This is a genomic window from Stenotrophomonas sp. 05N37 (assembly GCF_056397365.1).
In genome coordinates this window covers 1,311,738-1,337,802 of record NZ_JBFTNG010000001.1, presented here as the reverse complement: position 1 = coordinate 1,337,802, position 26,065 = coordinate 1,311,738, and the positions used below count along the sequence as shown (strand labels likewise).

Genomic DNA, 26,065 nt, shown 5'->3' with positions numbered 1-26,065 from the left:
TCCGCCGGCGTGGGCGGGCGGCGACGCCGGCCGGCCAGGCGTCTAGAATTGGCCGATGGCCAAGCTCTATTTCTATTATTCGGCGATGAACGCCGGCAAGACCACCACCCTGCTGCAGTCGGCGCACAACTACCACGAGCGCGGCATGCGCGTGGCCATCCTGACCCCCCGCCTGGACGACCGGGCCGGGCGCGGCGTGGTCGCCTCGCGGATCGGGCTGAAGGCCGACGGCGTGGCCTTCGACCGCGACACCGACCTGCAGCAGCTGATCGCGGAGGACCTGGAGGTCCACGGCAAGCTCGGCTGCGTGCTGGTGGATGAGGCCCAGTTCCTCAGCCGCAGCCAGGTCTGGCAGCTCAGCGAGGTGGTGGACCAGCTGCGCATCCCGGTGCTCTGCTACGGGCTGCGCACCGATTTCCGCGGCGAGTTGTTCGAGGGCAGCCAGTACCTGCTGGCCTGGGCCGACGAGATGCAGGAGATCAAGACCATCTGCCACAGCGGCAAGAAGGCCACCATGACCGTGCGCGTGGACGAACACGGCCACGCGGTGCAGGACGGCCCGCAGGTGGAGATCGGTGGCAACGAGCGCTATGTGTCGGTGAGCCGTGCGGAGTTCAAGAAGATCACGCGCGGCGAAGCCAAGATCGACCCGGCGCAGGCCAAGCTGCCGATCTGACCGCCTACTGGCGGTGGCGCGTGGCGGTGATTGCGGCGGCAGGAGCAGCCGAGCATGGCTCGGCTCTACCTGGGGATCGGTGCGCTGCCTTGGGCTGATCAGGGTGGCGGTGATCTGTGCGCCAAGAGCAGCCGAGCGTGGCTCGGCTCTACCCGGGATCGGTGCGCTGCCTGGGGCTGATCAGGGTGGCGGTGATCTGTGCGCCAGGAGCAGCCGAGCGTGGCTCGGCTCTACCTGGGGATCGGTGCGCTGCCTTGGGCTGATCAGGGTGGCGGTGATCTGTGCGCCAAGAGCAGCCGAGCGTGGCTCGGCTCTACCCGGGGATCGGCGCGCTGCCTGGGGCTGATCAGGGTGGCGGTGATCTGTGCGCCAAGAGCAGCCGAGCGTGGCTCGGCTCTACCTGGGGATCGGTGCGCTGCCTTGGGCGGATCAGGGTGGCGGCGATCTGTGCGCCAAGAGCAGCCGAGCGTGGCTCGGCTCTACCCGGGGATCGGCGCGCTGCCTGGGGCCGGTCAGTACAACGTGCGTTCCGGCGCGCCCTTTGGCGGCGGGCTGTACTGGTACAGCCAGGTTTCGGTCAGGGTCTTGCCGGCGCTGCGCAGGTACAGGCGGATGTCGATCTGGTCGGTGGAATCGTCCGGCGGGACCAGGTCGAACATGGCGCGGTAGCCCTTGATCTCGCGCAGCGGCCGCGCGGAGACGATCTCCACGCGGCCACGGCTGGCCTGGACCACTGCTTCGACCTCGCCCTTGTCGATCAGTGCAGCCAGTTCGCCGCCCTCGAAATCGACCGCGAAGCGCCACGAGAAGTACGCGCGCTTCTTGCCGATCACACCGCCCAGGCCGGTACGGCTGGCCACGCAGTGCGCCAGCGGCGGGCGCGCCGGCGGTTCGGCGCCCCAGTACAGCCGGTAGCCGAGCAGCAGCTCCTGGCCGGGCTGCGGCTTGGCCTCGGGGTTCCAGAACGCCACGATGTTGTCGAAGGTTTCATCGACGGTGGGGATCTCGACCAGCTGCACCGAGCCCTTGCCCCACTGCCCCTTCGGTTCCACCCACAGGCACGGGCGCTTCTCGTAGAAGACGCCGTCGTCCTGGTAGTGGTCGAAGTTGCGGTCGCGCTGCAGCAGGCCGAAGCCGCGCGGGTTGTTGTCCACGAACATGTTGAAGCGCAGGTTGTGCGGGTTGCACAGCGGGCGCCAGATCCACTCGCCGCTGCCGGTCCACATCGACAGGCCGTCGGTGTCGTGGATTTCCGGGCGCCAGTCCCAGTCCATGCGGCGGTCGTTCTCGCCGACCTGGTACATGCTCGTGCACGGGGCGATGCCGAGGCGCTCGATCGCCTTGCGCGGGTACAGGGCGCAGTCGATGTCCATCAGCAGCACGTCGCCATTGGTGATCGCGAAACGGTACGCACCGGCCACGCTCGGTGAATCCAGCAGCGCATAGACCACCAGCGTGTTGGAGTCGGCTGCCGGTTGTTCCAGGTAGTAGGCGATGAAATCCGGGAATTCCTCCGGCTTGCCCATGCCGGTGTCGATTGCCAGGCCACGCGCGGACTGGCCGTACTGGCCTTCCTTGCCGACCGCACGGAAGTAGCTGGCGCCGAGGAACGCGGCGAAGTCGCGGTCGGTGTCCTGGCGGGTGTTGAGGCGGAAGCCGGCAAAGCCGAGGTCGGCCGGCAGGTGGCTGCCCTTCAAGCCGCTCTTGCCGTAATTGAACGCGGCCGGGTCGTAGGCCAGTTGCTGCGCGGTGCCATCGACCACGTCGTACATGCGCACCGGCGAATGGAAGTACAGGCCCAGGTGGAAGAACTTGGCCTGGTACTTGCCGGGCTTGTCCGCCCACAGGGCGTGGTCCTGGCGGTAGCTGATGGACTGGTACTGATCCCAGTCCAGCGCCTCCAGCGGACCGGGCAGGGTGCGCTTGTGGCTCTGGTAGGCGGCCTGCGACAGCGCGCGCGCCTGGCCCTTGAGGGTGGCGAAATCGAACGGCTGCGGCTGGCCGAGCCGGCGCAGCCCAAGCTGGTTGCCTTGCGCGGCACACGCCGGCAACGCCGGGAAGCCGATCGCGGCCAGGGCCAGGGAAGCATTGCGGATGAAGTCGCGACGTTGCATGCAGGCAGCGTTGGCAGGAAAGGGCCGGCCATCATAGGCAGGCGAACGTTAATTCGCCGAGGTGGTCGCGGCACGGCGTTCAGCCAGCCGGCACGCTCAGCGTCGGCTGGCCAGCGTGGCGCTGGCGCACGCCTGCAGGGCCTGCTCGATGCCGCGGCCGACCGCGCCGCCCTGCGGACGCCGGGCCTGCACCTCATCGCGCAGCTGCAGCAGGGCCTCGCGGCCGCGCAGCGGCGACACGCCGCATTGCAGTGCGGCCAGGCTGGTGCGCGCCTGCCAGCGCAACTCGACGCTGGCCGGGTCGGACGCGCGCGCGTCGGCCAGCGGCTGCAGCGCGCGCCGTGCCTCGACGTCCTGGCCCATCCGCAGCAGCGTGCGCCCCCACGCAAGTTGCAGGGCCTGCTGCTGCGCGGCGGCCTCCGGCCCGCCTTGGGCGCTGCGCCGCATCAGCTGCACCAGGCGTTCGCCGGCCTGGCGGGGGTCGCCGTAAGTACCGGTGATCTCGGCCATCAGCCGATCAGCCCGCTGCACCGACGGATCCTGGTCGCCACGCTGCGCGGCCTGCCACTGGCGGCCTTCATGCAGCGCCACCAGCGCGGCCTGCCAGCGGCCGGCCTGGGCCAGGGCGTCGCCATAGTCGTACAGGCCCTGTGGCAACAGGCCGATACAGTCCGGTTGCCGCCAGATCGCCACGGCGCGCTCGAAATCGGCGACCGCTTCGTCGCTGTCGCCACGCTCCAGCGCCAGCCGGCCCAGCGCATGCCAGCTCAGCCCGGTGTCGCGGTGCTGTTCGCCCAGCGCCAGGCGGGTGAGCCGGTGCACCTGCTGCAACGTCGCCGCCGCCTCCTGCAGCTCACCGCGCTGCATCGCCAGCACGGCGCGCAGGCGTCGGATCGACAGGGTCTCGGGGTGGTCGGGACCGTACAGGCTGACCGCGTCCGACCAGGCGATGTGCAGGGTCTGCTCGGCCGCCTCCAGGTCGCCCTGCGCGGCCAGTGTTTCGCCGAGATGGCGACGCAGCGTGATCAGTTGCGGATGGCGCTCGCTGGCCCGCAACTGCAGCAGTTGCAGCGCATGCTGGTAGCCGGCGAGGGCGGCCTGCGGGCGGCCATCATCGCTGTCCAGCGCCGCCAGATCGGCCAGGCTTTCGGCGGTGCCGCCGATGTCGTGCAGGACGTCGCGACGCAGGCCGAGGGCGCCGTTGAACGCCACGCGCGCTTCATCGCGGTAGCCCAGCAGCTGCTGGCAGCGGCCGAGCTGGGCGTGGTACTCCGCCACCAGGCTGGGCAGCGCATCGCGCTGGGCGCTGGCCAGCGCCTGCATCGGCATCATGTGGGTCACGCACTCGCGCGAGCGGCCGAGCATGCGCAGGGCACGGCCGCGCTGGGTCACCGCCTCCAGCTGCAACGGCGGCGGCACCTGGTCGACCTGTTCGAGCAGGGCGCGTTGGCGATCCAGGGTCTGCAGGGCCAGCTGGTAGTCGCCCATGCCGATCCGAAGGCGCCCGATCACGCCCTCCAGGTCGGCCAGCGACAGCGGCTGGTCGGCGAGTTCGGCCTCTCCGCGCTGTTGCCCGGTGGCCAGCAACTGGCGTACGTCGAAGCTGCCGTGGCGCACGCCGGCGGCACGGTCGAACAGGCCCACGGTGAATTCCTGCATGGCCTGGGCGCGGGCCATCTCGCGCCGCGCCTGCTGCATCTGCCAGAGCGCGGTGACCGCCAGCCCGACCAGCGCCAGCGCGGCCAGCGCGCCCAACGCCACGCCCCAGCGGTGCCGGCCGATGTACTTCTGCAGGCGGTACAGGGTGCGCTGCGGGCGCGCATGGATCGGGCGGCCTTGGAGGAAGCGGCGCAGGTCCTCCGCCAGCGCCTCCACCGAAGCGTAGCGCTGCGCCGGCTCCTTCTGCAGGGCCCTGAGCAGGATCGTGTCGAGGTCGCCGCGCAGGCGCCTGGCCAGCCGCCGCGCCGCCGGGTCCGGGGTGGCCGCGGTATCGCTGCGCAGCAGCATCGCCGAGGCGCGCGGGGGGGTGACCTCCAGGATCGAGCGCTCCCATTCGGCATCGCTATGCCGGCGCAGCCGGTACGGCTTGCGGCCGGTGATGACCTCGAACAGCACCACGCCCAGCGAGTACACATCGGTCAGCGTGGTCACCGGTTCGCCCCGCACCTGCTCGGGCGCGGCGTAGTGCAGGGTGAACGCGCGCGCCTCGGTCGGCGGATGCACGGCGGCGGCGCGCGCGCCCTCGTCATCGATCAGTTTGGCGATGCCGAAGTCGAGCAGCTTCACTTCGCCGTCGGTGGTGACCAGGATGTTGGACGGCTTGAGATCGCGGTGCACGATCAGGTTGGCGTGGGCGTGGCTGACCACCGCGCACACCTGCAACATCAGGTGCAGGCGGCGCTCCAGCGGCAACTGCAGGCGCTGGCAGCAGGCGGTGATCGGCTCGCCCTCCACGTAGGCCAGCGCCAGGTAGGGCTGTCCCTGCAGGTCCACCCCGGCATCCAGCAACTGGGCCAGGTTGGGGTGCTGCAGGCGGGCGAGGATCTCGCGCTCGCGGCTGAAGCGCTGGCGCAGGCCGGAGTCGGCGTAGCCGCTGCGCAACAGCTTCAGCGCCACTTGGCGTTGGTATAGCCCGTCGGCGCGCTCGGCCAGCCAGACTTCGCCCATGCCCCCTTCGCCTAGCGGACGCAGCAGGCGGTAGGGTCCAACCAGGCTGCCGGCACGGCTGGCCTCGGGCGCGGCGGTCCACAGCGGCTGGGCCATGAATTCCTGGCTGTCGCGTTCATGCGCGAGCAGCCGCTCCAGGTCGTCGGCCAGCGTCGGATCGGAGGCACGCAGGTGCGCCAGGCGCAGCTCGCGCTGCGCCGTGGGCAGTTCCAGCAATTGATCCAGCAGCGAGGACACCTGCCGCCAGCGCAACGCTTCCATCGATCCGCTCCCCGAACGATGCACCTCCGCCCACGCCGCCACGCGGGGCCGTGTTGCCGCCGATCAGTCCTCGCGCACGGACGCCAGCAGGAACATGCGCGCCTTCTGCCAGTCGCGGCGGATGCTGCGCTCCGAACGCTGGCACAGGTCGGCGATTTCCTGTTCGGACAGCCCGGCGAAATAGCGCAGTTCCACCACCTTGGCCAGGTGGCGGTCCACCGCCTGCAGCCGCGCCAGCGCCACGTCCAGCGCCAACAGGTCCTCGTCCAGCCGCACCCCGCTGCTGCTGTTCTCGGGAATCTCGGCCACCCGCTTGAGGTCGCCGCCGCGCTTGCGCGCCAACCGGTTGCGGGCGTAGTCGACCACCACGCTGCGCATCGCCGAGGCGGCGTAGGCGAAGAAGTGCGCGCGGTCCTCGAAGCGGGCGCCCCCGCGGGCACCCAGCAGCTTCAGGTAGGACTCGTGGACCAGCGAGGTGGCGTCCAGGGTGCGCCCCTGCTGCCCAGCCAGTTGACGCCGGGCCATGCTGTGCAGCTCGTGGTACAGCAGGGTGAGGACCCGGTCAAGCGCGTCGCGGTCGCCCGCGCGGGCTGAATCCAGCCATACGGTGATATCCGGGCCCTCGTCCATCGCACACCCCCGCCGGTGACGTTGGGCGGACTATACCGCCGGCAGGGCGACGGGCGCGCGAGGGTTCAGCGCTGGCAGTGGCTGCACCAGACGCTGGCGCGCTGGCCGATGGTGGCGTGCCGCAACGGCCGCCCGCACTGCCGGCAGGGCTGGTCTTCACGCCCGTAGACCAGCAGCTCCTGCTCGAAGTACCCCGGCGCACCGTCGGGATTGATGAAATCGCGCAACGTGGTGCCGCCGCGGGTGATGGCATGGCCCAGGATCTGCTTCACCGCCGTGGCCAGCCGCTGGTAGCGCTCGCGGGAAATCCGGCCGGCCTCGCGCAACGGGCTGATCCCGGCCATGAACAGGCTCTCGGCGGCGTAGATGTTGCCCACCCCCACCACGATGCCCTGGTCCATCAGGAAGGTCTTGACCGGCGCCGTGCGGCCGCGGCTGCGCTCGAACAGGTAGTCGCCGTCGAAGGCAGCGTCCAGCGGCTCCGGGCCCAGCCCGGCCAGCAGGGTGTGGGTTTCGCCGGCCGGTTGCCACAGCAGGCTGCCGAACCGGCGGGGGTCGTTGAAGCGCAGCAGGCGTCCGTTGTCCAGGCTGATGTCCACGTGGTCGTGCGCCCGCACGGGGGTATCACCGGGCAGCACGCGCAGGCTGCCGGACATGCCCAGGTGCAGCACGGCGCTGCCGATGGCGGTATCCAGCAGCAGGTACTTGGCGCGGCGGCGCACGCCGTCGATCGCCTGGCCGGGCAGCAGCGCGCCGATCTCCTCGGGAATCGGCCAGCGCAGATCCGGCCGGCGCAGGATCACCCCGTGCACGCGACGGCCTTCCAGGTGCGGGGCCAGGCCTCGGCGGGTGGTTTCGACTTCGGGAAGTTCGGGCATGGGGCAATTCTAGCGAGCCGGCGATGGACCGGGCGCGGGCCGGTCAGCGCGGCGGCGCGGCCAGTTCCTTGGCGCTCAGGTAGCCATCGCCGTTGGCATCCTGCTTGCGGAAGCGCTGGATCAGCGTCTGCCGCTGCTGTTCGCGGGTGATCGGGCTGCCCTTGCCGCCGGGCAATTCATCGGCACCGAGCACGCCATCGCCGTTGCGGTCCATGCGCTCGAAGGCGTACATCATCCACTGCACGTATTCCTCGACGCTGACCCGACCATCGCCGTCGCTGTCCATGCGCTGCAGGTAGCTGCCGGTGTCGGCCACCTGCGCCTGCGCGACGCTGGCGCCGAGCACCAGGAGCGCGCAGGAAAAACGCCGCGCGAGGCGGCGTTTTCCCGAGGCGGGCATGTGCGTGCGGGGCACCCGTCAGTGCGCCGTCAGTGCGTAGCCCTTCAGCCGGGCGGCATAGGCCTGCAACGCCGCGATCCCACTGGCTTCGGCCTCGTGGCACCAGGCCTGCAACAGCTTGAGGCGCTCGGCCGCGTCGTTGCCGCGGGCTTCGAGCAGGGCGGCCAGGCGCGCGCGGTGTTCCACCAGCACACGGATGCGCGGGCGCTGCTCGACCCAACTGCTGAGCTGGGCGCGGCAGTCCGGCTTGAGCCAGCGGCCATCGTTGACCAGGCCACGGCGCATGCGGCGCGGCAGCAGCTTGCGCAGCTTGGCCCCGGCCATGGCCGCTTCTTCGCGCAGGGCCGGCACGAACACGTTGCGCTGGTAGTCGGTCATGGCCTGGAAGCGATGCGACAGCAGCGCCTTGAGGGTTTCGGCATCGGGCACGGCGATGTTCGGGCGCACGTCCATGGACGGGGCCACGCGCAGCACCTTGGCCAGGCGCAGCGCCTGCAGGCCGCGGATGGCCGCCCAGCCGATGTCGAACTCCCAGCGGCGCATGGAGAAACGCGCCGAACTGGGGAAGGCGTGGTGATTGTTGTGCAGCTCTTCGCCGCCGATCCAGAACGCCCACGGGGTGAGGTTGGTCGAGGTATCGGCCGACTCGAAGTTGCGGTAGCCCCACCAATGACCCAGGCCGTTGACCACGCCGGCGGCCCAGAACGGGATCCACGCCATCTGGATGGCCCACAGGGCCACGCCGGGCAAGCCGAACAGGAGGCTGTTGATGGCCAGCAGCGCGACCGGGCCGAGGTTGGCGTGGGGGGTGTAGAGCTTGCGCTCGATCCAGTCGTCCGGTGCGCCACGGCCGTACTGCTCGATGTCCGCGCGCATCGCGCGGGCTTCGCGATACAGCTCCACGCCGCGCCAGAACACCATGCCGATACCCTTGGTGACCGGGCTGTGCGGGTCTTCGTCGGTTTCCACCTTCGCGTGGTGCTTGCGATGGATCGCCACCCACTCCTTGGTGATCATGGAGGTGGTGAGCCAGGTCCAGAAGCGGAAGAAGTGCGCGATGACCGGATGGAAATCGACGCCGCGGTGCGCCTGGCTGCGATGCAGGTACAGGGTGACGGCGAAGATGGTCAGCTGGGTGAACACCAGCAGCACCAGCGCCATGCCCCACCAGCCGAGGCCGACGACGCCGCCGGTCAGGAAGTTGAGGAGCGTATCGAGCATCGCAGGACTCCAGGCCTTGGGCGGCCAGCAAGGAAACGGGTACACCTTCGGACATCATGGGGCCTGCGCTTGCAAACTTCATCCGTCTGGTGCGATTTTTGCGCAGTTATTCAGTTGATTTCCTCCTTCGTGAGCATGCCCGCGCATTCATGACAGTCGCAGCCTCCCCGGCGGCCCTGGCCGCCTCCGCCCCCCTGATCGAGCTGGACCGCGCCTGCGTGATCCGCGGCCAGGTCCGGGTCCTGCACGACCTCAGCCTGCGCATCGCGCAGGGCCAGCACACCGCGCTGCTGGGCCCCAACGGCTGCGGCAAGTCGTCCTTCATCAAGCTGATCACCCGCGAGCTGTACCCACTGGCGCATGCCGATGGCAGCGTGGCGGTGCGGGTGCTCGGGCAGAACCGCTGGCAGGTGGACCGGTTGCGCTCGCAGCTGGGCATCGTCACCGGCGACCTCAGCAGCAACCTGGCCGACATGCCCGGGCTGACCGTGGAGGAGGCCGTGCTGTCGGGCTTCTTCGCCAGCTTCGTGGTGCCCGCCTTCCGCGAGGTCACCGACGACATGCGCCAGCGCGTGCGCCAGACCCTGGCCCTGGCCGGCGCGCTGCCGCTGCTGCAGCGTGGCTATGCCGAACTGTCGGCCGGTGAAACCCGGCGCGTGCTGATCGCCCGGGCGCTGGTCAACCGGCCGCAGGCGCTGCTGCTGGACGAGCCGTCGACCGGGCTGGACCTGATCGCGCGCCAGCAGTTGATCGCCACCATGCGCGCGCTGGCCGCCGAGGGCATCACTCTGGTGCTGGTCACCCACCATATCGAGGAAATCATCCCCGAGATCGAACGCGTGGTGCTGCTGCGCGGTGGCCGGATCGTGGCCGATGGCAGCCGCGCCGAGCTGTTGCGCGACGGTCCGCTGTCGGAGGTGTTCGGCGGGCCGATCCAGGTGATCGAACACGACGGCCGCCTGAGCGCGTTCGCTGGCTGAACGCGGCGGCTGGGGGTTGACCCCCCGGCCTGCGTGGCGGACTGGGCGCCGGACGACTCCCAGCCACGCGTGCCGTCACGCCAGCATGGGAGACGGAGGCCATCGCCTCCGCCTCCCGCTTGCCTAGAACGTCACCGCCACCGCCCGCGATTCGATCGGGGCCATCCGGCCCTGGTCCTGCAGCTGCAGGTCGCGCAGTTCGAACGGGGCGGCGTAGCCGCGCGGCAGTGGCACGCTGGCGAACGGCAGCTGCAGTTCGGCGCTGCCGGCCGCCTCGAACCAGGCCGCGCTGTGCGCCTGCGCGACCGGCCGCAACTGGCCGTCCGGACCGGTGGCGTACAACGTGCCACGGGCCTCGTAACGCCCGGGCGCGCCGATCTGCAGCGGCAAGGTCACCGCGCGGCGGGCGCTGTCCACCTCGACCTGGCCACTGAACCGGGCGGTCGGCTGGGCCACGGCGAAGGCGACCTTGGCATCGCGCTGCACCCCGTTGGCGCTGACGAAGGCCTGCAGCTCCCACAGCCCCTGCACCTGGCCGATATCCTGCGGGATCGCCACGCGCGCGCTGAGCCCCTGCTTGTCGGCGACCAGCGGCACCGGCCAGCTGCGCCCGTCCGGCGCCACCAGCAGCGCTTCACCGCCGGCCGGCAATGTCCGCCCGGCCACCTTGCCGGTGGCCAGTGCCGCCGTACCACCGTCATCGAGCAGCCGCGCGCTCAACGTCACGCTGCCACCGGCCAGCACCTGCTGGCGGTTGGCCTGCAGGTGCAGCGCCACGCGGCTGTTGGGTTCCAGCACCTGTACGACGTAGCGGCCCTGCGCCTGCGCGCTCTGCAGCCGATAGGTGCCGGCGGCGGCACTGCGCCCGGTGCGCACCATCGCCGTGCCCTGGCCCACGCTCATGCCCGCAGCCTGCAGCTGCTGCGCATCCACCACCTTGTCCACCGCCAGCGCACCGGCCGGGTCGCGGACCTGCCATTGCCCGGGCGCCAGGGCACGCGCGCCCTGCACCGGGCTGACCTGGATCACCGCATCCGGGGCGGTCAGCGGCAGGTCCAGGCCGCGCTGCAGGGTGGCCGCGTCCACCATTTCCCAGTAGCTGCGGCTGGTGGCCACGAACGGGGCCGGCGCGCTCAACGCCTGGGACGGGTCCAGCGCCCAGGCGAAACTCACCGGGGCGCGCTCGATGCCGGCAGCGGGACGCGTGGCGCTCTCCACGCGCGGGGCGACCTGGTCGGTGCTGCGTGCCGGCAGGAGCGGTTGTGCGGCCTGCAGCGGCAGCGCCACCATCGCGGCGGCCACGGCGGCGGCGATCGTCAGTCTTGAAGTCATCGGGTGCTCCTCACAGGGTCAGGTCGTTGCGCAGGATCGTGCCGAGGCCGAAGCACTCGCGTCGGCTCTGGTTGTGGCTCAGCGGTTCGGCGCCGTTGGTGCGCGCCTTGTCGGTGAACCAGAGGGTGCCGGCCGCCTTCTGGCTGCTGCACTCCAGGAACCCGTCCGAGCAGCTGTTCAACCAGTTCTGGGTGAACTCCAGGCCGACGTTCTGCGCATAGCCGCCGCAGTAGCTGTTGCTGTCCCACACCGCCGACTCCACGTCCGAGCCGACCACCGCGCGGAACGCCTTGGGAAGCGCCGGCCGCCCTGCCGTGCCGTACAGGTTCTGCGCGTTGTAGGTGGCCATGTGGCCCACCTGCTGCTGGCGCACGGCGTCGCTCTTGTAGCCCAGCAGCCAGCCCACCGAGGATTCGAAGACATTGCCGTTGAGTGCGGCATCGGCCAGCGGGGTGCCGGCCGACGACGGCGCCAGCGCGGTCACCTTGCTGATGGTCTGGATGATCCTGGGGTAGCGGGCGTCGTAGGTGGGGTTGGACAGGATCCAGCGCACCACGTTGCCGCCGTTGGAATGGGTGATCACCACCAGTTTGGTGATGCCCTTGCTGTTGATGAAGGTGGTCAGCTGCCCGGCCAGGCAACCGGCCGCTTCGGGCTTCCACATGTACTGTTCGAAATCGCAGTTCACCACCGTGTAGTTGCTGCTGTTGGGCAGCCCCTGGCGCACGGTGTCGATGATCGCCGGTTGCCAGTAATCCGTGCGTGCATCGGTCTGCTTGCCGGTGCCGTGTACGAACGCCACCCCCACCACATCGGCGGCGTGCACATTGCCGCACGCCAGCATCAACCCCAGGGCGAGTCCACCGCCCAGCCTTCCCGCGTTGCTTCGCATCCGCTGTCTCCTTGCAGGTGATCCCCCTGATGACCGGCGCTACCGCATTGCCATGCCGTGCATCTATCCATGGATATATGACGAGTAGTGGCGCCTTGGGCGAAGCTATGTCGCGCGTCTATTGAAATCCGTGAACCAGTAGCGGGTTTCCATCATCCGATGCCCGGGCATGCCGGATCTGGCTGCATGACCAACGGCGGCTGTCCACGCCAGGTGAAGCTGCGATCATGCCGACTCGTTCGTACCGAGACCTGCCGATGTCGCTCCCCACCGCGCCTGCCCTGCGCCCCGTGCTGACCGCCGCCCTGCTTGCCGTCCTGGCCGGCTGCTCCACCACCGGGGCACCAGGCTCGACACCGGTGGAAGCGTCGGTGACCACCAAGGCGGTAGGTTATCTGTCCGCCGATGCGGTCCCGGCCAGCCTGGACCTGGTACCGGCACCGCCCGCCGCGGGTTCGGCCGGTTTTGCGCTGGACGAACAGGTCAGCCGCGAGGCCCGCGCCCTGCGTGGCAGCCCGCGCTTCGAGCAGGCGCATCGCGACGCCGAACTCGGCTTCCCGGCCGGCGCCAACCAGTTCTCCTGCGCCATCGACGTGGACGTGGATGCGGTGAAGACCCCGGCGCTGTATCGCCTGCTGGAACGCAGCCGGATCGACGCCAGCGCCGCCACCCGCACCGCCAAGAAGCACTACCAGCGCGCACGTCCGTTCATGGTCAACAACGAGCCGACCTGCTCGCCGGAAGACGAGCAGGACCTGCGTGGCAATGGTTCCTATCCTTCCGGCCACACGTCGATCGGCTGGACCTGGGCGCTGATCCTGTCCGAGATCGTTCCTGATCGCGCCGACGCCATCCAGGCCCGCGGACGCAACTATGGCGAGAGCCGTCTGGTGTGCAACGTGCACTGGCAGAGCGACATCCTCGAAGGCCGGTTCATGGGCGCCGCCGCCGTGGCACGCCTGCACGACAACGCCGCGTTCAACAAGGACCTGCTGGCCGCACGCAAGGAGATCGCCGCCGCGCGCAGGGCCGGGCTGCATTCCACGCGCGATTGCGCGGCCGAGGAAGCGGTGTTGAAGGTGCGGCCGGCGAGCGCGCTGTGAGTCGACGCCAGGCGGCCGTGTCCGACGGCGACGCTATGCCGCCGTGCCCGGGTGCGCGTTGGATGGCGGCATTGGCACGGCGCGGCGCAACGTCGTCATCTTGAGCAGTTCGACGAGCACCAGCAGGCTGCCGACCACCATCGCGGTGGCGGCCGGGCTGGCGTCCAGTCTCTGAACCAGAGCAAGGGCCAAGGGCACCGACGGCATCACGAGCAACAGTCGGAACGGGATCTGTACGTAGGCAACGTACAGCCCCCATCGGCTGCGCCGTAACAGGAGCGCACACGAGACGAACAGGCTGGCCTGCAGCATCCAGCCCGGCAGCAGCACCATCAACGCCTGCACGCCGTAGGTCTCCACCACGGCACGCGATCCGATGACATCCTCGACATAGGGCACCTGTCCACGCCCCAGCGCGGCCAGCGTGTAGATCAGGATCTGCATCGCGTCCATGCCGCCCCAGATGCGGAATGCGCGCCCGGGCGTTGAACCATCGTTACCCGTAGTTGCCATCGTTCCAAGGATGTTTGTAGCGCCACCGCGGTCTGTACGCGGACGGGCGGAGCGGCGCGTGACGTGCAGTATGGGCAGGCTCGGTGGCGAGAGGAATGCAAGACATTGCAGATCGGCACGGCCCTGCGCGGCGCTGACGCGGAAACGAACACGGCGCGGATTTCTCCGCGCCGTGTTCGTTTGTGCCGCAATCGTCCGTTGCCTCAGAACTTCGCGGTGAACTCCACGCCAAACGTACGCGGCTCGTTGAGGAAGCCGGTGAGGTTGTTGAAGTCGATCGCGCCAACCACGCGTACCTGGTCGGTCAGGTTGCGACCGTACACGGCCACGTCGTACTGGCCGTAATCCCAGTTGTAGCCCAGGCGCAGGCCACCTTCCAGCGAGGAGCGGCTGCGGAACTCCGGCGACTCGTACAGGAAGAAGTTGACCGGGCTGCGGTAGGCCCAGTCGGTGTACACGTACAGCTCGCTGGCGTCGTTGATCGGGAAACCGGCACGCAGGGTCAGGTTGTGGATCCACTTGGGCGCCTGCGGCAACGGGTTGCCGTTGACCAGCGCGTAGGTGGCACCGTCGATGACCGTGGTCGGGTCGGTGATGGTGCAGCCGCCACCGCAGATCGCCACCGCCAGGTCGCGGTCCTTGATCTCGGTATCGTTGTAGCTGCTGCCCAGCGTCAACAGGACGTGGTCGGTGAGGTAGGCCTCGAAGTCCAGCTCGGCGCCCTGGCCGATGGTCTTGTCCGCATTGAGCAGGGTGGCGGTGTTGTTGCTGCCGCCCACCGCGATCAACTGCTGTCCATCGACGTTGTAGCGGAACACATTGAAGCCCAGGCGCGCGCGACGGTCGAACAGGTCGGCCTTGATGCCGGCCTCGTACGAGATCACCTTCTCCGAGTCGGCCTGCGAGACGCCACCGAAGGCCAGGCGGCCCTGGATCGACGGCGCACGGAAGCCCTTGGCAACGCGCGCATACGCGTTGAGGTTGTCGGTGATCTGGTAGACGCCGCTCAGGTCCCAGCTGACGTCGTTGACGTCGGTCCTGGCGATGTACGGACCGCTGACCGGGGTGCCGAACGGCACGGCCTGCAGCACGCTGGCGCTGAAGTCCTTCTTGTCCTGCGTGTAACGCACGCCACCGCGCAGCTTGAAGCGCTCGGTCACGTCGACATCGCCGGAGGCGAAGGCGGCCCACGCCTTGTTGCGCTGCTGCTGCACGGCATGGCCAGTCTGCGGATTGCCCGGGGTCAGCGAGTCGTAGTTGAAGCTGTCGATGGTGACGTCTTCATCGAAGTAGAACACGCCGGCCTGCCAGTCGAAGCGGCCCCACTCGTTGGATTCCACGCGGAATTCCTGGGTCCACTGGCGATGGTGCGGCAGGCCGTCGGCCGACTCGGACGCGAACGGGATGTTGCCCGGGCCATAGTTGCCGGCACCGAGGAAGCTGGCACCGTAGCCGCCGTCGATGTCGCCATGGTTCAGCGATTCGGCGGTCTCGTAACCGGTGATCGAGTGCAGCGTCACCCGGCCCAGGTCCCACTTCAGGCGCGCACTGCCGCCCCAGGTTTCCAGGTCGGAGAAGTTCTGGCCATCGGTGGAGACGTCATCGCGGTCGAAGTTCTCGACCAGCTGGTTGGTGCCCGGCTTGATGATGTTGGCGCGGAACAGACGCGCGGTGCCGTTGAGCTTGCGCTTGTGCAGGTTGAACAGCGCTTCGACGTCGTCGCCTTCGTACAGGAACTGCACGCGGGCAGCGGCTTCGTCATAGCCCTCGAAGCCCTGCGCCGGCGCGTTGGCGCGGGTGTTGGTCACCCAGTCGTCGCGGCGCTGGTACAACGCCGACACGCGGGCCGACCACCGGTCGGTCAGCGGACCACCGTAAGCGCCCTGCGTGTTCCAGGTGTTGTAGCTGCCGTAGGCAACCTTGATGTACCCATCGGCATCCTGCGACGGACGCGCCGAATCGAACTTGACCACACCGGCCGGCGTGTTGCGGCCGAACAGCGTGCCCTGCGGACCGCGCAGCACTTCCACACCCGCCAGGTCGAACAGCGGGAAACCCTTCAGCAGCGGGCTTTCCTGCACCACGTCGTCATACACCAGCGACACCGGCTGCGAGGCATTGAGGTCGAAGTCGGTATTGCCCAGGCCGCGGATGTAGAAGCGCGGGAAGGCACGACCGTACGACGATTCGATGTTCAGGCTGGGCACGCGCGCGGACAGGAAGCGGATGTCGTCGCCGGCCGAGCCGAGCACATCGAGCTTCTCGCCCTGGATGGCCGAGATCGAGACCGGCACGTCCTTGGCGTTTTCGACGCGGCGCTGGGCCGTTACCTGCAAGGTATCCAGGGCGACCGGATCCTTGCTGGCGGGGGCATCCTGGGCTGCGGCCGTGAAGGGCAGCAGGGCGGTCAGAGCGAGGACGAGCGGGTGCACGGACGGAAACCGGCCGTGGGCAGTGCGGTTCGGGAACATGGCGATTAGGCTGTGTTGGGAGGGGTGGTGGACCGGCGCTACCAGACAATTGTTGCAGTACAGCAACAGCGTCGCAAATTCCGGTCATTCATTACCAAGATCCGGCCAGGCAGATGTGAAGGCCGGCTGCGTCTTTCGACCGCGGTCACGACTTCCGGCCCACTCCGTCCCGAACGGGCCCGTTCTAGACTGGGCGCCCTCTTTCCTGCCAGGTACGTCGCCATGACCCAGTGGTACTTCCACACCGCCGGCCAAGCCGGCCGCGTTGGCCCGCTCGATGACGCGGCCGCCCGCCAGTTCGCCCAGTCCAACCCGCGTGCGCTGGTGTGGTGCGAGGGGATGAGCGGCTGGATGGCCATCGCCGAGGTCCCCGAACTGCTGGCCGGCAGCACCGGGCCGCAGGGTGCGCCGCCGCCGCTGCCCGGCACCGCCGCGCGCGGCCAGCGCGCCGATGACATCGACTTCCGCATCGTCGGCCATGAAATGCAGTTCGTGGAGATCGAGCTCGATCCGGGCGAAAGCGCCATTGCCGAAGCCGGCGCCCTGATGTTCAAGGATGCCGCGGTGCAGATGGACACCGTGTTCGGCGATGGCTCGCACAGCGGCCAGGGCGGCGGTTTCATGGACAAGCTGATGAGCGCGGGCAAGCGCGTGCTCACCGGCGAGAGCCTGTTCGCCACCCTCTACACCCACACCGGCCAGGGCAAGGCCAAGGTCGCCTTTGCCGCGCCCTACCCCGGCACCGTGCTGCCGATGAAGCTGGACGAGCACGGTGGCCGCCTGATCTGCCAGAAGGACAGCTTCCTGGCTGGCGCGCGCGGGGTGCAGATCGGGGTGCAGTTCCAGCGCAAGGTGATGACCGGCCTGTTCGGCGGCGAGGGTTTCATCATGCAGAAGCTGGAGGGCGACGGCTGGGTGTTCGTGCATGCCGGCGGCTGCGTGGTCGAGCGCGAGCTGGCGGCCGGCGAGCGCCTGGACGTGGACACCGGCTGCGTGGTGGCTTACCACGCCACCGTGGACATGGACGTGCGCCGCGTGGCCGGCGTCAAAAGCATGGTGTTTGGCGGTGAAGGCGTGTTCCTGGCCACCCTCACCGGCCCGGGCAAGGTCTGGCTGCAGTCGCTGCCGTTCTCGCGCCTGGCCGGCCGGATGTGGATGGCCGCCCCGCAGACCGGTGGCCAGAGCCGCGGCGAGGGCTCGGTGCTGGGCGGGATCGGCCGCATCCTGGACGGCGACAACCGGTTCTGATCCTGGCACTGCCCGCGCGGCAACCGGATATGACTGGCCGTCCCGATCGGGCCGGCCAGCGGCCGGCAGTCCGGGTATGCTGGCGCCCTTGATGCCCATTCACTTTCTGCGACCCCGATGAAATCACTGCCCCGCATTCGTCTCACGCTGTCCGTTGCCCTGCTCGGCCTGCTGGCCGGCTGCGGCGGTGACCCGGTCCGCCCCACCCCGCCACCGGTAGCCACTCCGGTGGCGCAGGCCAAGCCGGTCAAGATCGGGATCGCGCTCGGCGGCGGTGCAGCCAAGGGCTTTGCGCACATCGGCGTGATCAAGATGCTGGAAGCCAATGGCTTCGAGCCGGTGGTGGTGTCCGGCACCAGCGCCGGCAGCGTAGTGGGCGCGCTGTACGCCAGCGGCATGGACGCGTTCCAGATGCAGTCCAAGGCCGTGGCCCTGGATGAAGCCAGCATCCGCGACATGCGCTTGTTCTCCGGCGGTTTGGTCCAGGGCCAGAAGCTGCAGGACTATGTGAACACCCAGGTGGAGAACCGCCCCGCCGAGAAGCTGCAGAAGCCCTTCGCCGCGGTGGCCACCAACCTGGACACCGGCGAGCGCGCCGTGTTCGTGCGCGGCAACGTCGGCCAGGCGGTGCGCGCCTCCAGCAGCATCCCCGGCGTGTTCGAGCCGGTGAAGATCGGCAAGAACAGCTTCGTCGACGGCGGCGTGGTCAGCCCCGTACCGGTGGATGCCGCGCGCCAGCTTGGCGCCGACTTCGTCATCGCCGTGGATATCTCCAGCAAGGCCAGCGGCAAGTCGCCGACCGGCATGCTCGGCATCGTCAACCAGTCCATCGCGATCATGGGCCAGCGCCTGGGCGAGCAGGAACTGGCGCGTGCGGACATCATCATCCGCCCCAAGGTACTGGACATCGGTGCGGCCGATTTCAGCCAGCGCGGCTACGCGATCCTGGAAGGCGAGAAGGCGGCGATGGCAGCGATGCCGCAGATCCGCGCGAAGGTGCAGCAGCTGCAGCGCGCCCGCGCCGCGGCGCTGGCCCCGCCGCCGCCCAAGCCCAAGTGCGAGGAACCCTCGCGCGTGGGCAGGCTGATGGGCCGCAAGGAGAAGTGCGAGGGCTGAGCCCGCAGGTCCCGCCGGGCAGGCCCTGCCCGCCCGGCCCCGGGACGGTCGCGCGTGATGCCCTCCCGGAGCAGCGCGTCACGCCCCGCATTCCACCTGGTCGCATTCTCGGCCGATCTAGCGTGGCACGCCTTGTGCGGGGCGCTCCGTTGTCACCTGGCTCTGCAGAAAGATCGCCGTTGCGCGCGCTTCGAGGCGCTGCCATTGGGGCAGCAGATCCCGCAGGTACGAAACGGAGACGAGGACGTCCCGGTCTGGAATCACGAACATGTGCTCGCATCGTGCCATCCCGATCGTTGAATTCTTGACCGGCACATCGCCTCGCCAGTCATACCCCGGGTCCTTCATTTCCCGCGATGCGCAGCTGACCAACCGTTCGACCCGTCCAGCAACGTCAAACGAAACGTACCAGTCGTCATTCGACTCCGACTGGATCAGCGGCGTGTCTTTGCTTGCGCCTTTTCCGAGGTAGTGCGCGCGTACGCGCGCCATGTCTACGTAGTAAGGCATCAGCCCGTGCACCTCCTCGCCCTTGATCCTGTCCTTGAATGAGCGACTGGGGCTGTCTGGCTCATATTCCGGGAGCGTGGACATCCGCTCCAGTATCTCCAGTGGCGTGTAGCCATCGGAGTAGCCGTACCGGATGCGGACGGTGCGCAGCGATTTGGCAACCGGCAGATCTATGCGCTCCCCTGGCTTGAACGGCTCCAGCGACGGGTACTCCAGCGCCAACGCAAAGCTGCCGTCATGCTCGGTGCCGATCTGGTTATCGAAGTAGTTCTGCGGCAGCGCCAACAGATACGGACCCGCGCAGGCCTCCTTCAGTGGCGCCGGATCGGCGTAGGGGTCCTGCGGGCCCACGCTGCGCTGCCGCGTGCAGCCCTGCTCGTTGGTCTGGGTGAGCTCCACCGGCTGCTGCGCCGGCGGTCGCGCGCATGCTGCCAGCGGCAGCAGTGCGACAAGAAGCAGCAGGCGATTGACGAGGGATGTCATGTGGAGCGCACCCTCCCCTGATGCCGGTGCGACGATGTCCGCCGCATCAGATCTGCATTGCCGCAAACGCTCGCGCCGGATCGGTCTGCGCGTGCTCGACCCGCATTGCAGGTGCGCGGGCACGCTCCTGCTAGAGCGCGGCTCCCCTGCGTTGCTCTATGGCGCCTGTCAACAACCCGTTGGCGTGCGTTTCGAATTCTTGCCAACGTGCGAGTCCCTCGCGCGGATACTCGATGCGAACCAGTGTGTTCAGCGCGGCGACCATGAATGTATGCTTGCAAACCGCGTATCCATAGTCTCTGCTTTTGACCAGCTTTCCATCACGGTAGGCCACGCCGGAGACGGTTATCTCTCGCGGCGTGCATTTGATTACCGTGGCAACTTCGCCTGCTGCGTCTTTGGCCAGGAACCAGTCAGTGTGCCGGTCGGCCTTCATGACGGAAGCGGTGTCCTTGAATCCCTTCGCTCGATAGTGCTCACGCACAACGGCCATATCGACGTAATAGGGACTCAGTCCGTACAGTAAATCACCCCGGATGCGATTCTCCAGCGACGCCTCTGGATCGTCCGCCTCGTACTCCATTGGCGTGTAGCTTCGTCGCATTGCTTCATGGATACCGATTTGATCGATGTAGTCGTACTCCACGCTCATTGTGCGAGCCGACACATCGGCGGTCAGGCCCATTCGCTCGCCGGGCTTGAATGGCTGCAGCGAGGGATACTCCAGCGCCAGCGAGTAGCTGCCATCATGCTCGGTGCCGATCTGGTTGTAGAAGTAATCCTGCGGAAACGCGAGCAGGTACGGTCCCAGGCAGGCCTGCTTCAATGGCGCCGGATCGGCATAGGGGTCCTGCGGACCCACGCTGCGCTGTCGCGTGCAGCCCTGCTGGTTGGTCTGGGTGAGCTCCACCGGCGTCTGTGCCGGCGACCGTGCACATGCTGCAAGTGGCAGCAGCGCGGCGAGGAGCAACGCGCGTACTACGCGGGACGTCATATTGATTACATCCTCCCTGGATGCGGGTGGAGCGCTGGCCGCTCCGTCAGCGCTGCGGCCGGGATGGGCGACGTCAGGTCGTCCAGGGCGTGGTCTTCGCGCAGCATGAACTCAACACCAAACGCCCGCCATTCGTCGTCGTTCGCGATCACACCATCGACGCGCGCCTGCCTGTCTGTGAAAGAGCTCGCCGTTGCGGCGGGCGCGCGTCAACGTTACGCGCAACGCCCAGTGCGAGCTGGCCATATCCGTTGTTGCCTTCCTTCTTTGCAGGAAAGTTGGAGTACAGCCCGCGATTCCCAACGTACGCGTAACGCATCAGCGCCTTCATATCCTGTTCGTTCACGCCTGCCATGGCCCGGCGTCCTGCTGTTCATTCTACTTTTTACTGATACTTCCGACGAGCAGTTCACCCGCTCGCTGTTCGATCCGGTGCCAGTCCTTCAGCGCTGCGCGGACATAGGTAACCCTGGCGCGAATGCGGTATTCCGGGAGAATGAAAAAGTGATCGCACTCAGGCAACTCGCTCTCCTCACTCCTGATCATCCGCCCTTCGCTGAAGCGGACGCCGGATTCAGTCACCCCGCGGGATGTGCATTTGACGATGGTCTGGATGTCGCCGTTCCGATCACGGGCCACGTACCAATCCCGATGTGAGCGGTCCTGCATGCCCGGTGCGTCGTCTGCCAAGCCGCGCGCACGCAGGTACGCACGTATTCGTTCCATGTCAGCGTAATAGGGAACCAGGCCATGGACTTCCTGCCCCTGCAGCCTGAGCTTCAGCGATGCTGCGGGGTCATCCCGTTCAAAAGCCATCGGCGTGTATGCATTCCGTAGCGATTGGCGGACGTCAATCCGATCAACATAGCTGTAGTTGATGCTGAGTGTCCGCGCGAAAACGTCCTTGTTGAACGATTTTCGCTCCCCCGGCTTGAACGGCTGCAACGACGGATACTCCAACGCCAGGGCAAAACTTCCGTCGTGTTCCGTCCCGATCTGGTTATCGAAGTAGTTTTGCGGCAGCTCCAGCAGATACGGGCCTACGCAAGCCTGCTTCAAGGGCGCCGGATCGGCATAGGCATCCTGCGGCCCTACGCTGCGCTGTCGCGTGCAGCCCTGCTCGTTGGTCTGGGTGCGCTCCACTGGCGTCTGCTCCGGCTGTCGCGCACAGGCTGCCAGCAGCAGCAGCGCGGCCAGGACCAGCGTGCGTAATGCATGACACGTCATCCCACTGCATCCTCCATTGATGCGCATATGCCGACGAATGTACCCGACTACGGCGGTCGCCGTCCGGGATCACTCCAGCTGCGACAACGGCAATGCGCGGAAATCCTTCACCGTGCGCAGCACGAAACTGGAATTGACGTCGGCCACGCCGGCAGCGTTGAGCAGCTTGTCCAGCAGGAAACTGGAGAAATGCTCCAGGTCGCGTACGTAGATGTGCAGCAGGTAGTCCATGTCGCCCGTGAGCGCGTGGCACGCCACTACTTCGTCCCACTCCAGCACGCTGTCGGCGAACACGCCGATGGCGTGCTGGTCGTGCTTCTCCAGCTGCACGCGCACGAAGGCCTGCAGGCCCAGGCCGATCTGGCGTGGCTCCAGCCGCGCGCCGTAGCCGGCGATCACGCCTTCGCTCTCCAGCCGCTGCACGCGACGCAGGCAGGCCGACGGGGACAGGTTCACCCGGGCGGCGAGTTCGGCATTGGTGGCGCGGCCGTGCTGCTGGATTTCAGCCAGCAGGCGCAGATCCGTGCGGTCGAACTGAGGTTCCCCGGCCATTGCTGCTCCGCAACATGAGATGTACGCAAGGATATTGCGCCAAACGGGCAGATCCGTGCAACTTTGCAACCCCCTTGCGTGCCCCCTGCCCTAGCATCGTCAGATGACTTCCCAGGAGACCACCACGATGGAAACCGCCACCACCCCGCGCCGCGTCGAACACCAGCAGACCGACAAGGGCTACGTGCCGGTCTATACCACCGCCGTGGTTGAACAGCCCTGGGACACCTACACCGCCGACGACCACGCGACCTGGAGCACCCTGTACAAGCGCCAGCGCGAGCTGCTCGAGGGCCGTGCCAGCAAGGAGTTCCTGCACGCGCAGGACGAGATGGGCATGAGCGCGCACATGATTCCGCGCTTCGACCAGCTCAACGAGGTGCTGGGCGCGGCGACGGGCTGGACCCTCGTAGGCGTGGAAGGGCTGTTGCCGGAGCTGGACTTCTTCGACCACCTGGCCAACCGGCGTTTCCCGGTGACCTGGTGGATCCGCCGCCCGGACCAGATCGACTACATCGCCGAGCCGGACATGTTCCACGACCTGTTCGGCCACGTACCGCTGCTGATGAACCCGGTGTTTGCCGACTACATGGCCGCCTATGGCCGCGGCGGCGTGAAGGCGCATGCGATCGGCCCCGAGGCGCTGCAGCATCTCACCCGGCTGTACTGGTACACGGTGGAGTTCGGCCTGATCAACACCGACGAGGGCCTGCGCATCTACGGTGCCGGCATCGTCTCGTCCAAGGGCGAGTCGCTGTACTCGCTGGAATCGGCGGCACCGAACCGCATCGGCTTCGACCTGGAGCGGATCATGCGCACCCGCTACCGCATCGACACCTTCCAGAAGACCTACTTCGTCATCGACAGTTTCGAGCAGTTGATGGAAGCGACGGCGCCGGACTTCACGCCGATCTACGCGGCGCTGGAAGCCAGGGATCATCTGCCCGCCGGTGAGGTGCAGGACGGCGACCGCGTGTTCCAGAAGGGCACCGGCGAAGGCTGGGAAGACGGCGGCGACGTGTGAGCCAGGATGCGGGTCCGCTATCCTGACCCGCATGACCGACATTTTCGCTTCCCTGCGCGTTACCGCTGTCGATTTCGACGATGACGTTGTTCTGCTGTCGCTCGCCGACGGCCGCCGGACCCGGCAGCCGTTGCGGTGGGCACCTGCGCTGCACGAGGCCGACGCCCTGCAGCGCGCGGGCTGGGTACTCACCGCCGACGGCCTGGGTGTGAACTGGCCGACCCTGCTTCCGGTGCAGGACCACGGCGTGGTCGATGTGCCCAACCAGGTGTGGGATGACCGTTACGAGGCGGCGCTGGCACGGCTGCAGTCGGCCGCATGGTCGATGGATGCACTGTCCGACCAGGACCAGCAACTGGTCGCGCTGTGGCGCATGGAGGCGGACATCAACAACGGCGGCTTCATGCAGTTCCTGTGCAACTGGGGCGATCCCACCTGCCAGCTCGCATTGCGTGCGCTGCAGGCGATGGGCGCGGTGAAGACGCACGCGATCCTGGCCGGCATGCGCGGGCTGCTGGACCGCCTGGAGGACGATCCGGCGATCCAGGAACTGCAGGACCTGTATGGCGCGATGAGCGAGGACGAACAGCAGGCGCTGGACGACTTCGACGCGGCCTACTTCGAGCGGCCGGAGGACCTGGCGCGGCTGGGCCTGCTGCACTTCGGGCCCGAGCCGCTGGCGTAGCGCCGGGCACGGGCGCGGCATGGCCGGTCAGCGCGGATAGGCCAGCAGCAGCACCAGGTCATCGTCGCCCACCTGCTGCAGCGCGTGCAGGCTGCCGGTGCGGGTCAGCAGTGCATTTCCCGCGCCTACGTCGTACTGCTTGCCGTCCAGCACGTAGCTGCCCTGCCCGCTGACGATGTAGTAGATCTCGTCCTTGTGCTGCGGGTGCAGGCCGATGCCGGCGCCCTTGTGCAGCACGCGCTTGCGCAGCACGAACGGCAGCTCATCGGCGGCGAAGAACGGGTAGGCGGTGGTCGGGCCGGCGCCACCATGGGGGCCAGGCTGGGTGATCGCGATGTCGCGTTCGTGTACCACGCGCGAGGGTTTCGACGCATCTGCGCCCTGCCCCGCACTGCGCACGTCGCAATCGATGTCGCGTGTCAGCGCAGCCTTCAGCGCAGGCTGCAGCCCAACCCAGTCGCGCACGACCAGGCAGGCGACGGCGTTCGCACCGGCGGTACTGAAATGCGTGCCGTCGGCCTTGTTCTGTTCGGGCACGAACAGGAAGTACGGCTTGGCGCCCTGCTCGCCCAGCGCGCGGATCCAGCGCGTGGAGCTGTCGTTGAGATCGATCAGCGCGACCTGCTCGCGGGCGGCCAGCTGCTTCATGGCCTGGGTGTACAGCGCGTGCGTATCCAGCAGCGAGCCGAAGTCGTAGAGCAGCCGCGCCACCGGGGTGATCAGCACGGGCGTGGCGCCTTTGTCGCGGGCCAGCTGCACGTAGCGCATCAGGAACTGCGGGTACGCCGTGGCAGGATCGGTATAACGGGTGGGATCTTCGACCTTGGCATCGTTGTGCCCGAACTGGATCAGCAGCACGTCACCGCGCTGGAGTTCGGCGGCGATCGCGTCCAGGCGTTTCTCGTCGATGAAGCTGCGCGTGCTGAGGCCGCCCTTGGCATGGTTGCGCACCTCCCACACGGCCGGATCGAGATAGCTCTGCAGGGCCTGGCCCCAGCCGGCCTGCGGCGCACGCTCGGGGCCGTATTCGGCGGCGGTGGAGTCGCCGGCAATGAAGACGCGGTGCGGGGCGCACAGCGCGCTGGACGCGGCGAGCAGCAGCGACAGGGACAGGGACAGCATCAAACGCAACATGGTCATGCTCCTGGAGAGCGGCTGGCCAACGGCCGGCACCACCGGCGTGCATCTGGGGGAAAGCCCCCTGCGTCAGGGGACGACCGCGAAGCGGTGGGGAATCGGAAGTAACGTCGCGCGGGGCCCACGGTCTGCAGCGCAGACCGTGGGCGCGCCAGCGCGCAGCGACGGCGTTACCGCGCGAGCCAGCCGCCATCCACCGGCAGCACCGCGCCGTTGACGTAATCCGAGGCGCTGGACGCCAGGAACACGGCGGTGCCGCCGAGGTCTTCCGGCGTGCCCCAGCGCGCGGCCGGGATGCGGTCGAGGATGGACTTGTTGCGGTCCTGGTCGGCGCGCAGCGCGGCGGTGTTGTCGGTGGCCATGTAGCCCGGGGCGATCGCGTTGACGTTGATGCCCTTGCTGGCCCACTCGTTGGCCAGCAGGCGGGTGATGCCGGCGATGCCGCTCTTGCTGGCGGTGTAGGACGGCACCCGGATGCCGCCCTGGAAGGACAGCATGGAGGCGATGTTGATGATCTTGCCGCGGCCCTGGGCGATGAAGTGCCTGCCGGCGGCCTGCGAGATGAAGAACGCGGACTTGATGTTGACGTTCATGACGTCATCCCAGTCCTGCTCGCTGAAGTCCACCGCGTCGGCGCGGCGGATCAGGCCGGCGTTGTTGACCAGGATATCCAGGCCACCGAGGCCCTCGATGGTCTCGCGGATGACCCGCTCCACCGGCTCGATGCTGATCAGGTTGGCTTCGATCGCCAGGCAGCGGCGGCCCAGCGCGGTGATGGCGGCGATGGTCTCGGTGGGCGGCTGGATGCCCGCCACGGCGACGTCGGCACCGGCCTGCGCCAGTGCCACCGCGATGCCCTGCCCCAGGCCGGTGTTGCCACCGGTGACCAGGGCGACCTTGCCTTCCAGACTGAACGGATTAGCCATTGCGTATGCGGTCCTTTTCCAATGC

General features: G+C 68.1%; 24 protein-coding genes. 7 read left to right on the top strand and 17 right to left on the bottom strand.

Going from position 1 to position 26,065, the window contains the following annotated elements:
- Positions 1–55: 55 nt before the first annotated feature.
- Positions 56–676 (top strand): thymidine kinase, encoded by a 621-nt coding sequence (locus AC1DGC_RS05795; RefSeq protein WP_259207906.1) that lies wholly within the window; start codon positions 56–58, stop codon positions 674–676.
- A gap of 512 nt (positions 677–1,188) precedes the next feature.
- On the opposite strand, the gene AC1DGC_RS05790 is transcribed toward AC1DGC_RS05795, so the two are convergent.
- From AC1DGC_RS05790 to AC1DGC_RS05765, 6 genes are all read right to left on the bottom strand, one after another.
- Positions 1,189–2,790 carry an OpgD/OpgG family glucan biosynthesis protein gene (locus tag AC1DGC_RS05790; RefSeq protein ID WP_478047403.1) on the bottom strand — a complete coding sequence of 534 codons (1,602 nt, stop codon included), beginning with the start codon at positions 2,788–2,790 and terminating at the stop codon, positions 1,189–1,191.
- A 96-nt stretch (positions 2,791–2,886) separates the two neighbouring features.
- Positions 2,887–5,718 carry a serine/threonine-protein kinase gene (locus AC1DGC_RS05785; RefSeq protein WP_478047402.1) on the bottom strand — a complete coding sequence of 944 codons (2,832 nt, stop codon included), beginning with the start codon at positions 5,716–5,718 and terminating at the stop codon, positions 2,887–2,889.
- 63 nt (positions 5,719–5,781) lie between these two features.
- Positions 5,782–6,348, bottom strand: a complete 567-nt coding sequence (locus AC1DGC_RS05780; protein WP_478047401.1) for an ECF-type sigma factor — start codon at positions 6,346–6,348, stop codon at positions 5,782–5,784.
- A gap of 65 nt (positions 6,349–6,413) precedes the next feature.
- Positions 6,414–7,226, bottom strand: coding sequence for a bifunctional DNA-formamidopyrimidine glycosylase/DNA-(apurinic or apyrimidinic site) lyase (mutM, locus tag AC1DGC_RS05775; protein WP_394164378.1), 813 nt, complete (start codon positions 7,224–7,226; stop codon positions 6,414–6,416).
- 43 nt (positions 7,227–7,269) lie between these two features.
- Positions 7,270–7,626 (bottom strand): EF-hand domain-containing protein, encoded by a 357-nt coding sequence (locus AC1DGC_RS05770; protein ID WP_345780467.1) that lies wholly within the window; start codon positions 7,624–7,626, stop codon positions 7,270–7,272.
- A gap of 18 nt (positions 7,627–7,644) precedes the next feature.
- Complete coding sequence (locus AC1DGC_RS05765) at positions 7,645–8,847, bottom strand: DesA family fatty acid desaturase (protein WP_259207917.1); 1,203 nt, start codon at positions 8,845–8,847, stop codon at positions 7,645–7,647.
- A gap of 149 nt (positions 8,848–8,996) precedes the next feature.
- Between AC1DGC_RS05765 and AC1DGC_RS05760 the strand changes: the two genes are divergently transcribed.
- Positions 8,997–9,827: an ABC transporter ATP-binding protein gene (locus tag AC1DGC_RS05760; RefSeq protein WP_259207919.1), complete on the top strand. Its 831-nt coding sequence runs from the start codon at positions 8,997–8,999 to the stop codon at positions 9,825–9,827.
- A gap of 123 nt (positions 9,828–9,950) precedes the next feature.
- On the opposite strand, the gene AC1DGC_RS05755 is transcribed toward AC1DGC_RS05760, so the two are convergent.
- Both AC1DGC_RS05755 and AC1DGC_RS05750 read right to left on the bottom strand, forming a co-directional pair.
- Positions 9,951–11,159: a DUF4785 domain-containing protein gene (locus AC1DGC_RS05755; RefSeq protein ID WP_478047400.1), complete on the bottom strand. Its 1,209-nt coding sequence runs from the start codon at positions 11,157–11,159 to the stop codon at positions 9,951–9,953.
- Positions 11,160–11,169: 10 nt separating this feature from the next.
- Entirely contained in the window at positions 11,170–12,051 is an 882-nt protein-coding gene (locus tag AC1DGC_RS05750; RefSeq protein WP_394164377.1) for a lipase family protein, read from the bottom strand.
- Positions 12,052–12,308: 257 nt separating this feature from the next.
- Between AC1DGC_RS05750 and AC1DGC_RS05745 the strand changes: the two genes are divergently transcribed.
- The gene (locus AC1DGC_RS05745; protein ID WP_259208233.1) at positions 12,309–13,154 is read left to right on the top strand and encodes an acid phosphatase; all 846 of its coding nucleotides are present in this window, start codon (positions 12,309–12,311) and stop codon (positions 13,152–13,154) included.
- Positions 13,155–13,187: 33 nt separating this feature from the next.
- On the opposite strand, the gene AC1DGC_RS05740 is transcribed toward AC1DGC_RS05745, so the two are convergent.
- Together AC1DGC_RS05740 and AC1DGC_RS05735 are read right to left on the bottom strand one after the other, a co-directional pair.
- Entirely contained in the window at positions 13,188–13,598 is a 411-nt protein-coding gene (locus AC1DGC_RS05740; protein ID WP_478047399.1) for a hypothetical protein, read from the bottom strand.
- Between the two features lie 272 nt (positions 13,599–13,870).
- A complete protein-coding gene (locus AC1DGC_RS05735) occupies positions 13,871–16,138 on the bottom strand; it encodes a TonB-dependent receptor (protein WP_259207926.1) in 2,268 nt (755 codons plus the stop codon).
- A gap of 222 nt (positions 16,139–16,360) precedes the next feature.
- Between AC1DGC_RS05735 and AC1DGC_RS05730 the strand changes: the two genes are divergently transcribed.
- Entirely contained in the window at positions 16,361–17,386 is a 1,026-nt protein-coding gene (locus AC1DGC_RS05730) for a TIGR00266 family protein (protein WP_259207928.1), read from the top strand.
- Between the two features lie 117 nt (positions 17,387–17,503).
- Positions 17,504–18,502 (top strand): patatin-like phospholipase family protein, encoded by a 999-nt coding sequence (locus AC1DGC_RS05725; protein ID WP_394164374.1) that lies wholly within the window; start codon positions 17,504–17,506, stop codon positions 18,500–18,502.
- Between the two features lie 117 nt (positions 18,503–18,619).
- Here the strand turns inward: AC1DGC_RS05725 and AC1DGC_RS05720 are convergent, their stop codons facing one another.
- The 5 genes from AC1DGC_RS05720 to AC1DGC_RS05700 form a co-directional block, all read right to left on the bottom strand.
- Positions 18,620–19,495 (bottom strand): hypothetical protein, encoded by an 876-nt coding sequence (locus AC1DGC_RS05720; protein ID WP_478047398.1) that lies wholly within the window; start codon positions 19,493–19,495, stop codon positions 18,620–18,622.
- 130 nt (positions 19,496–19,625) lie between these two features.
- Entirely contained in the window at positions 19,626–20,489 is an 864-nt protein-coding gene (locus AC1DGC_RS05715; protein ID WP_478047397.1) for a hypothetical protein, read from the bottom strand.
- 148 nt (positions 20,490–20,637) lie between these two features.
- Positions 20,638–20,844 carry a hypothetical protein gene (locus tag AC1DGC_RS05710; protein WP_478047396.1) on the bottom strand — a complete coding sequence of 69 codons (207 nt, stop codon included), beginning with the start codon at positions 20,842–20,844 and terminating at the stop codon, positions 20,638–20,640.
- Between the two features lie 23 nt (positions 20,845–20,867).
- Positions 20,868–21,716 (bottom strand): hypothetical protein, encoded by an 849-nt coding sequence (locus AC1DGC_RS05705; RefSeq protein WP_478047395.1) that lies wholly within the window; start codon positions 21,714–21,716, stop codon positions 20,868–20,870.
- Positions 21,717–21,785: 69 nt separating this feature from the next.
- A complete protein-coding gene (locus AC1DGC_RS05700; protein WP_259207946.1) occupies positions 21,786–22,268 on the bottom strand; it encodes an Lrp/AsnC family transcriptional regulator in 483 nt (160 codons plus the stop codon).
- 127 nt (positions 22,269–22,395) lie between these two features.
- Between AC1DGC_RS05700 and phhA the strand changes: the two genes are divergently transcribed.
- Together phhA and AC1DGC_RS05690 are read left to right on the top strand one after the other, a co-directional pair.
- Entirely contained in the window at positions 22,396–23,292 is an 897-nt protein-coding gene (gene phhA / locus AC1DGC_RS05695) for a phenylalanine 4-monooxygenase (protein WP_478047480.1), read from the top strand.
- Positions 23,293–23,323: 31 nt separating this feature from the next.
- On the top strand, positions 23,324–23,977 hold the full coding sequence (locus AC1DGC_RS05690; RefSeq protein ID WP_478047394.1) for a DMP19 family protein: 654 nt from the start codon (positions 23,324–23,326) through the stop codon (positions 23,975–23,977).
- A 27-nt stretch (positions 23,978–24,004) separates the two neighbouring features.
- Here AC1DGC_RS05690 and AC1DGC_RS05685 read toward each other — a convergent pair whose 3' ends face one another.
- A complete protein-coding gene (locus AC1DGC_RS05685; protein ID WP_478047393.1) occupies positions 24,005–25,111 on the bottom strand; it encodes a GDSL-type esterase/lipase family protein in 1,107 nt (368 codons plus the stop codon).
- A gap of 173 nt (positions 25,112–25,284) precedes the next feature.
- A complete protein-coding gene (gene kduD / locus AC1DGC_RS05680) occupies positions 25,285–26,040 on the bottom strand; it encodes a 2-dehydro-3-deoxy-D-gluconate 5-dehydrogenase KduD (protein WP_259207953.1) in 756 nt (251 codons plus the stop codon).
- Between the last annotated feature and the right edge of the window lie 25 nt (positions 26,041–26,065).

Excerpts from the sequence above, each read along its gene's own strand:
- AC1DGC_RS05780 (WP_478047401.1), bottom strand. The coding sequence starts at position 6,348 with ATGGACGAGGGCCCGGATATCACCGTATGGCTGGATTCAGCCCGCGCG.
- AC1DGC_RS05750 (WP_394164377.1), bottom strand. The coding sequence starts at position 12,051 with ATGCGAAGCAACGCGGGAAGGCTGGGCGGTGGACTCGCCCTGGGGTTG.
- AC1DGC_RS05685 (WP_478047393.1), bottom strand. The coding sequence starts at position 25,111 with ATGTTGCGTTTGATGCTGTCCCTGTCCCTGTCGCTGCTGCTCGCCGCG.
- AC1DGC_RS05765 (WP_259207917.1), bottom strand. The coding sequence starts at position 8,847 with ATGCTCGATACGCTCCTCAACTTCCTGACCGGCGGCGTCGTCGGCCTC.
- AC1DGC_RS05725 (WP_394164374.1), top strand. The coding sequence starts at position 17,504 with ATGAAATCACTGCCCCGCATTCGTCTCACGCTGTCCGTTGCCCTGCTC.
- AC1DGC_RS05690 (WP_478047394.1), top strand. The coding sequence starts at position 23,324 with ATGACCGACATTTTCGCTTCCCTGCGCGTTACCGCTGTCGATTTCGAC.
- AC1DGC_RS05745 (WP_259208233.1), top strand. The coding sequence starts at position 12,309 with ATGTCGCTCCCCACCGCGCCTGCCCTGCGCCCCGTGCTGACCGCCGCC.
- AC1DGC_RS05700 (WP_259207946.1), bottom strand. The coding sequence starts at position 22,268 with ATGGCCGGGGAACCTCAGTTCGACCGCACGGATCTGCGCCTGCTGGCT.
- AC1DGC_RS05755 (WP_478047400.1), bottom strand. The coding sequence starts at position 11,159 with ATGACTTCAAGACTGACGATCGCCGCCGCCGTGGCCGCCGCGATGGTG.
- AC1DGC_RS05730 (WP_259207928.1), top strand. The coding sequence starts at position 16,361 with ATGACCCAGTGGTACTTCCACACCGCCGGCCAAGCCGGCCGCGTTGGC.
- kduD (WP_259207953.1), bottom strand. The coding sequence starts at position 26,040 with ATGGCTAATCCGTTCAGTCTGGAAGGCAAGGTCGCCCTGGTCACCGGT.
- AC1DGC_RS05715 (WP_478047397.1), bottom strand. The coding sequence starts at position 20,489 with ATGACGTCCCGCGTAGTACGCGCGTTGCTCCTCGCCGCGCTGCTGCCA.
- mutM (WP_394164378.1), bottom strand. The coding sequence starts at position 7,226 with ATGCCCGAACTTCCCGAAGTCGAAACCACCCGCCGAGGCCTGGCCCCG.
- AC1DGC_RS05705 (WP_478047395.1), bottom strand. The coding sequence starts at position 21,716 with ATGACGTGTCATGCATTACGCACGCTGGTCCTGGCCGCGCTGCTGCTG.
- AC1DGC_RS05795 (WP_259207906.1), top strand. The coding sequence starts at position 56 with ATGGCCAAGCTCTATTTCTATTATTCGGCGATGAACGCCGGCAAGACC.
- AC1DGC_RS05760 (WP_259207919.1), top strand. The coding sequence starts at position 8,997 with ATGACAGTCGCAGCCTCCCCGGCGGCCCTGGCCGCCTCCGCCCCCCTG.
- AC1DGC_RS05710 (WP_478047396.1), bottom strand. The coding sequence starts at position 20,844 with ATGGCAGGCGTGAACGAACAGGATATGAAGGCGCTGATGCGTTACGCG.
- AC1DGC_RS05735 (WP_259207926.1), bottom strand. The coding sequence starts at position 16,138 with ATGTTCCCGAACCGCACTGCCCACGGCCGGTTTCCGTCCGTGCACCCG.
- AC1DGC_RS05770 (WP_345780467.1), bottom strand. The coding sequence starts at position 7,626 with ATGCCCGCCTCGGGAAAACGCCGCCTCGCGCGGCGTTTTTCCTGCGCG.
- AC1DGC_RS05785 (WP_478047402.1), bottom strand. The coding sequence starts at position 5,718 with ATGGAAGCGTTGCGCTGGCGGCAGGTGTCCTCGCTGCTGGATCAATTG.
- AC1DGC_RS05720 (WP_478047398.1), bottom strand. The coding sequence starts at position 19,495 with ATGACATCCCTCGTCAATCGCCTGCTGCTTCTTGTCGCACTGCTGCCG.
- phhA (WP_478047480.1), top strand. The coding sequence starts at position 22,396 with ATGGAAACCGCCACCACCCCGCGCCGCGTCGAACACCAGCAGACCGAC.
- AC1DGC_RS05740 (WP_478047399.1), bottom strand. The coding sequence starts at position 13,598 with ATGCAGATCCTGATCTACACGCTGGCCGCGCTGGGGCGTGGACAGGTG.
- AC1DGC_RS05790 (WP_478047403.1), bottom strand. The coding sequence starts at position 2,790 with ATGCAACGTCGCGACTTCATCCGCAATGCTTCCCTGGCCCTGGCCGCG.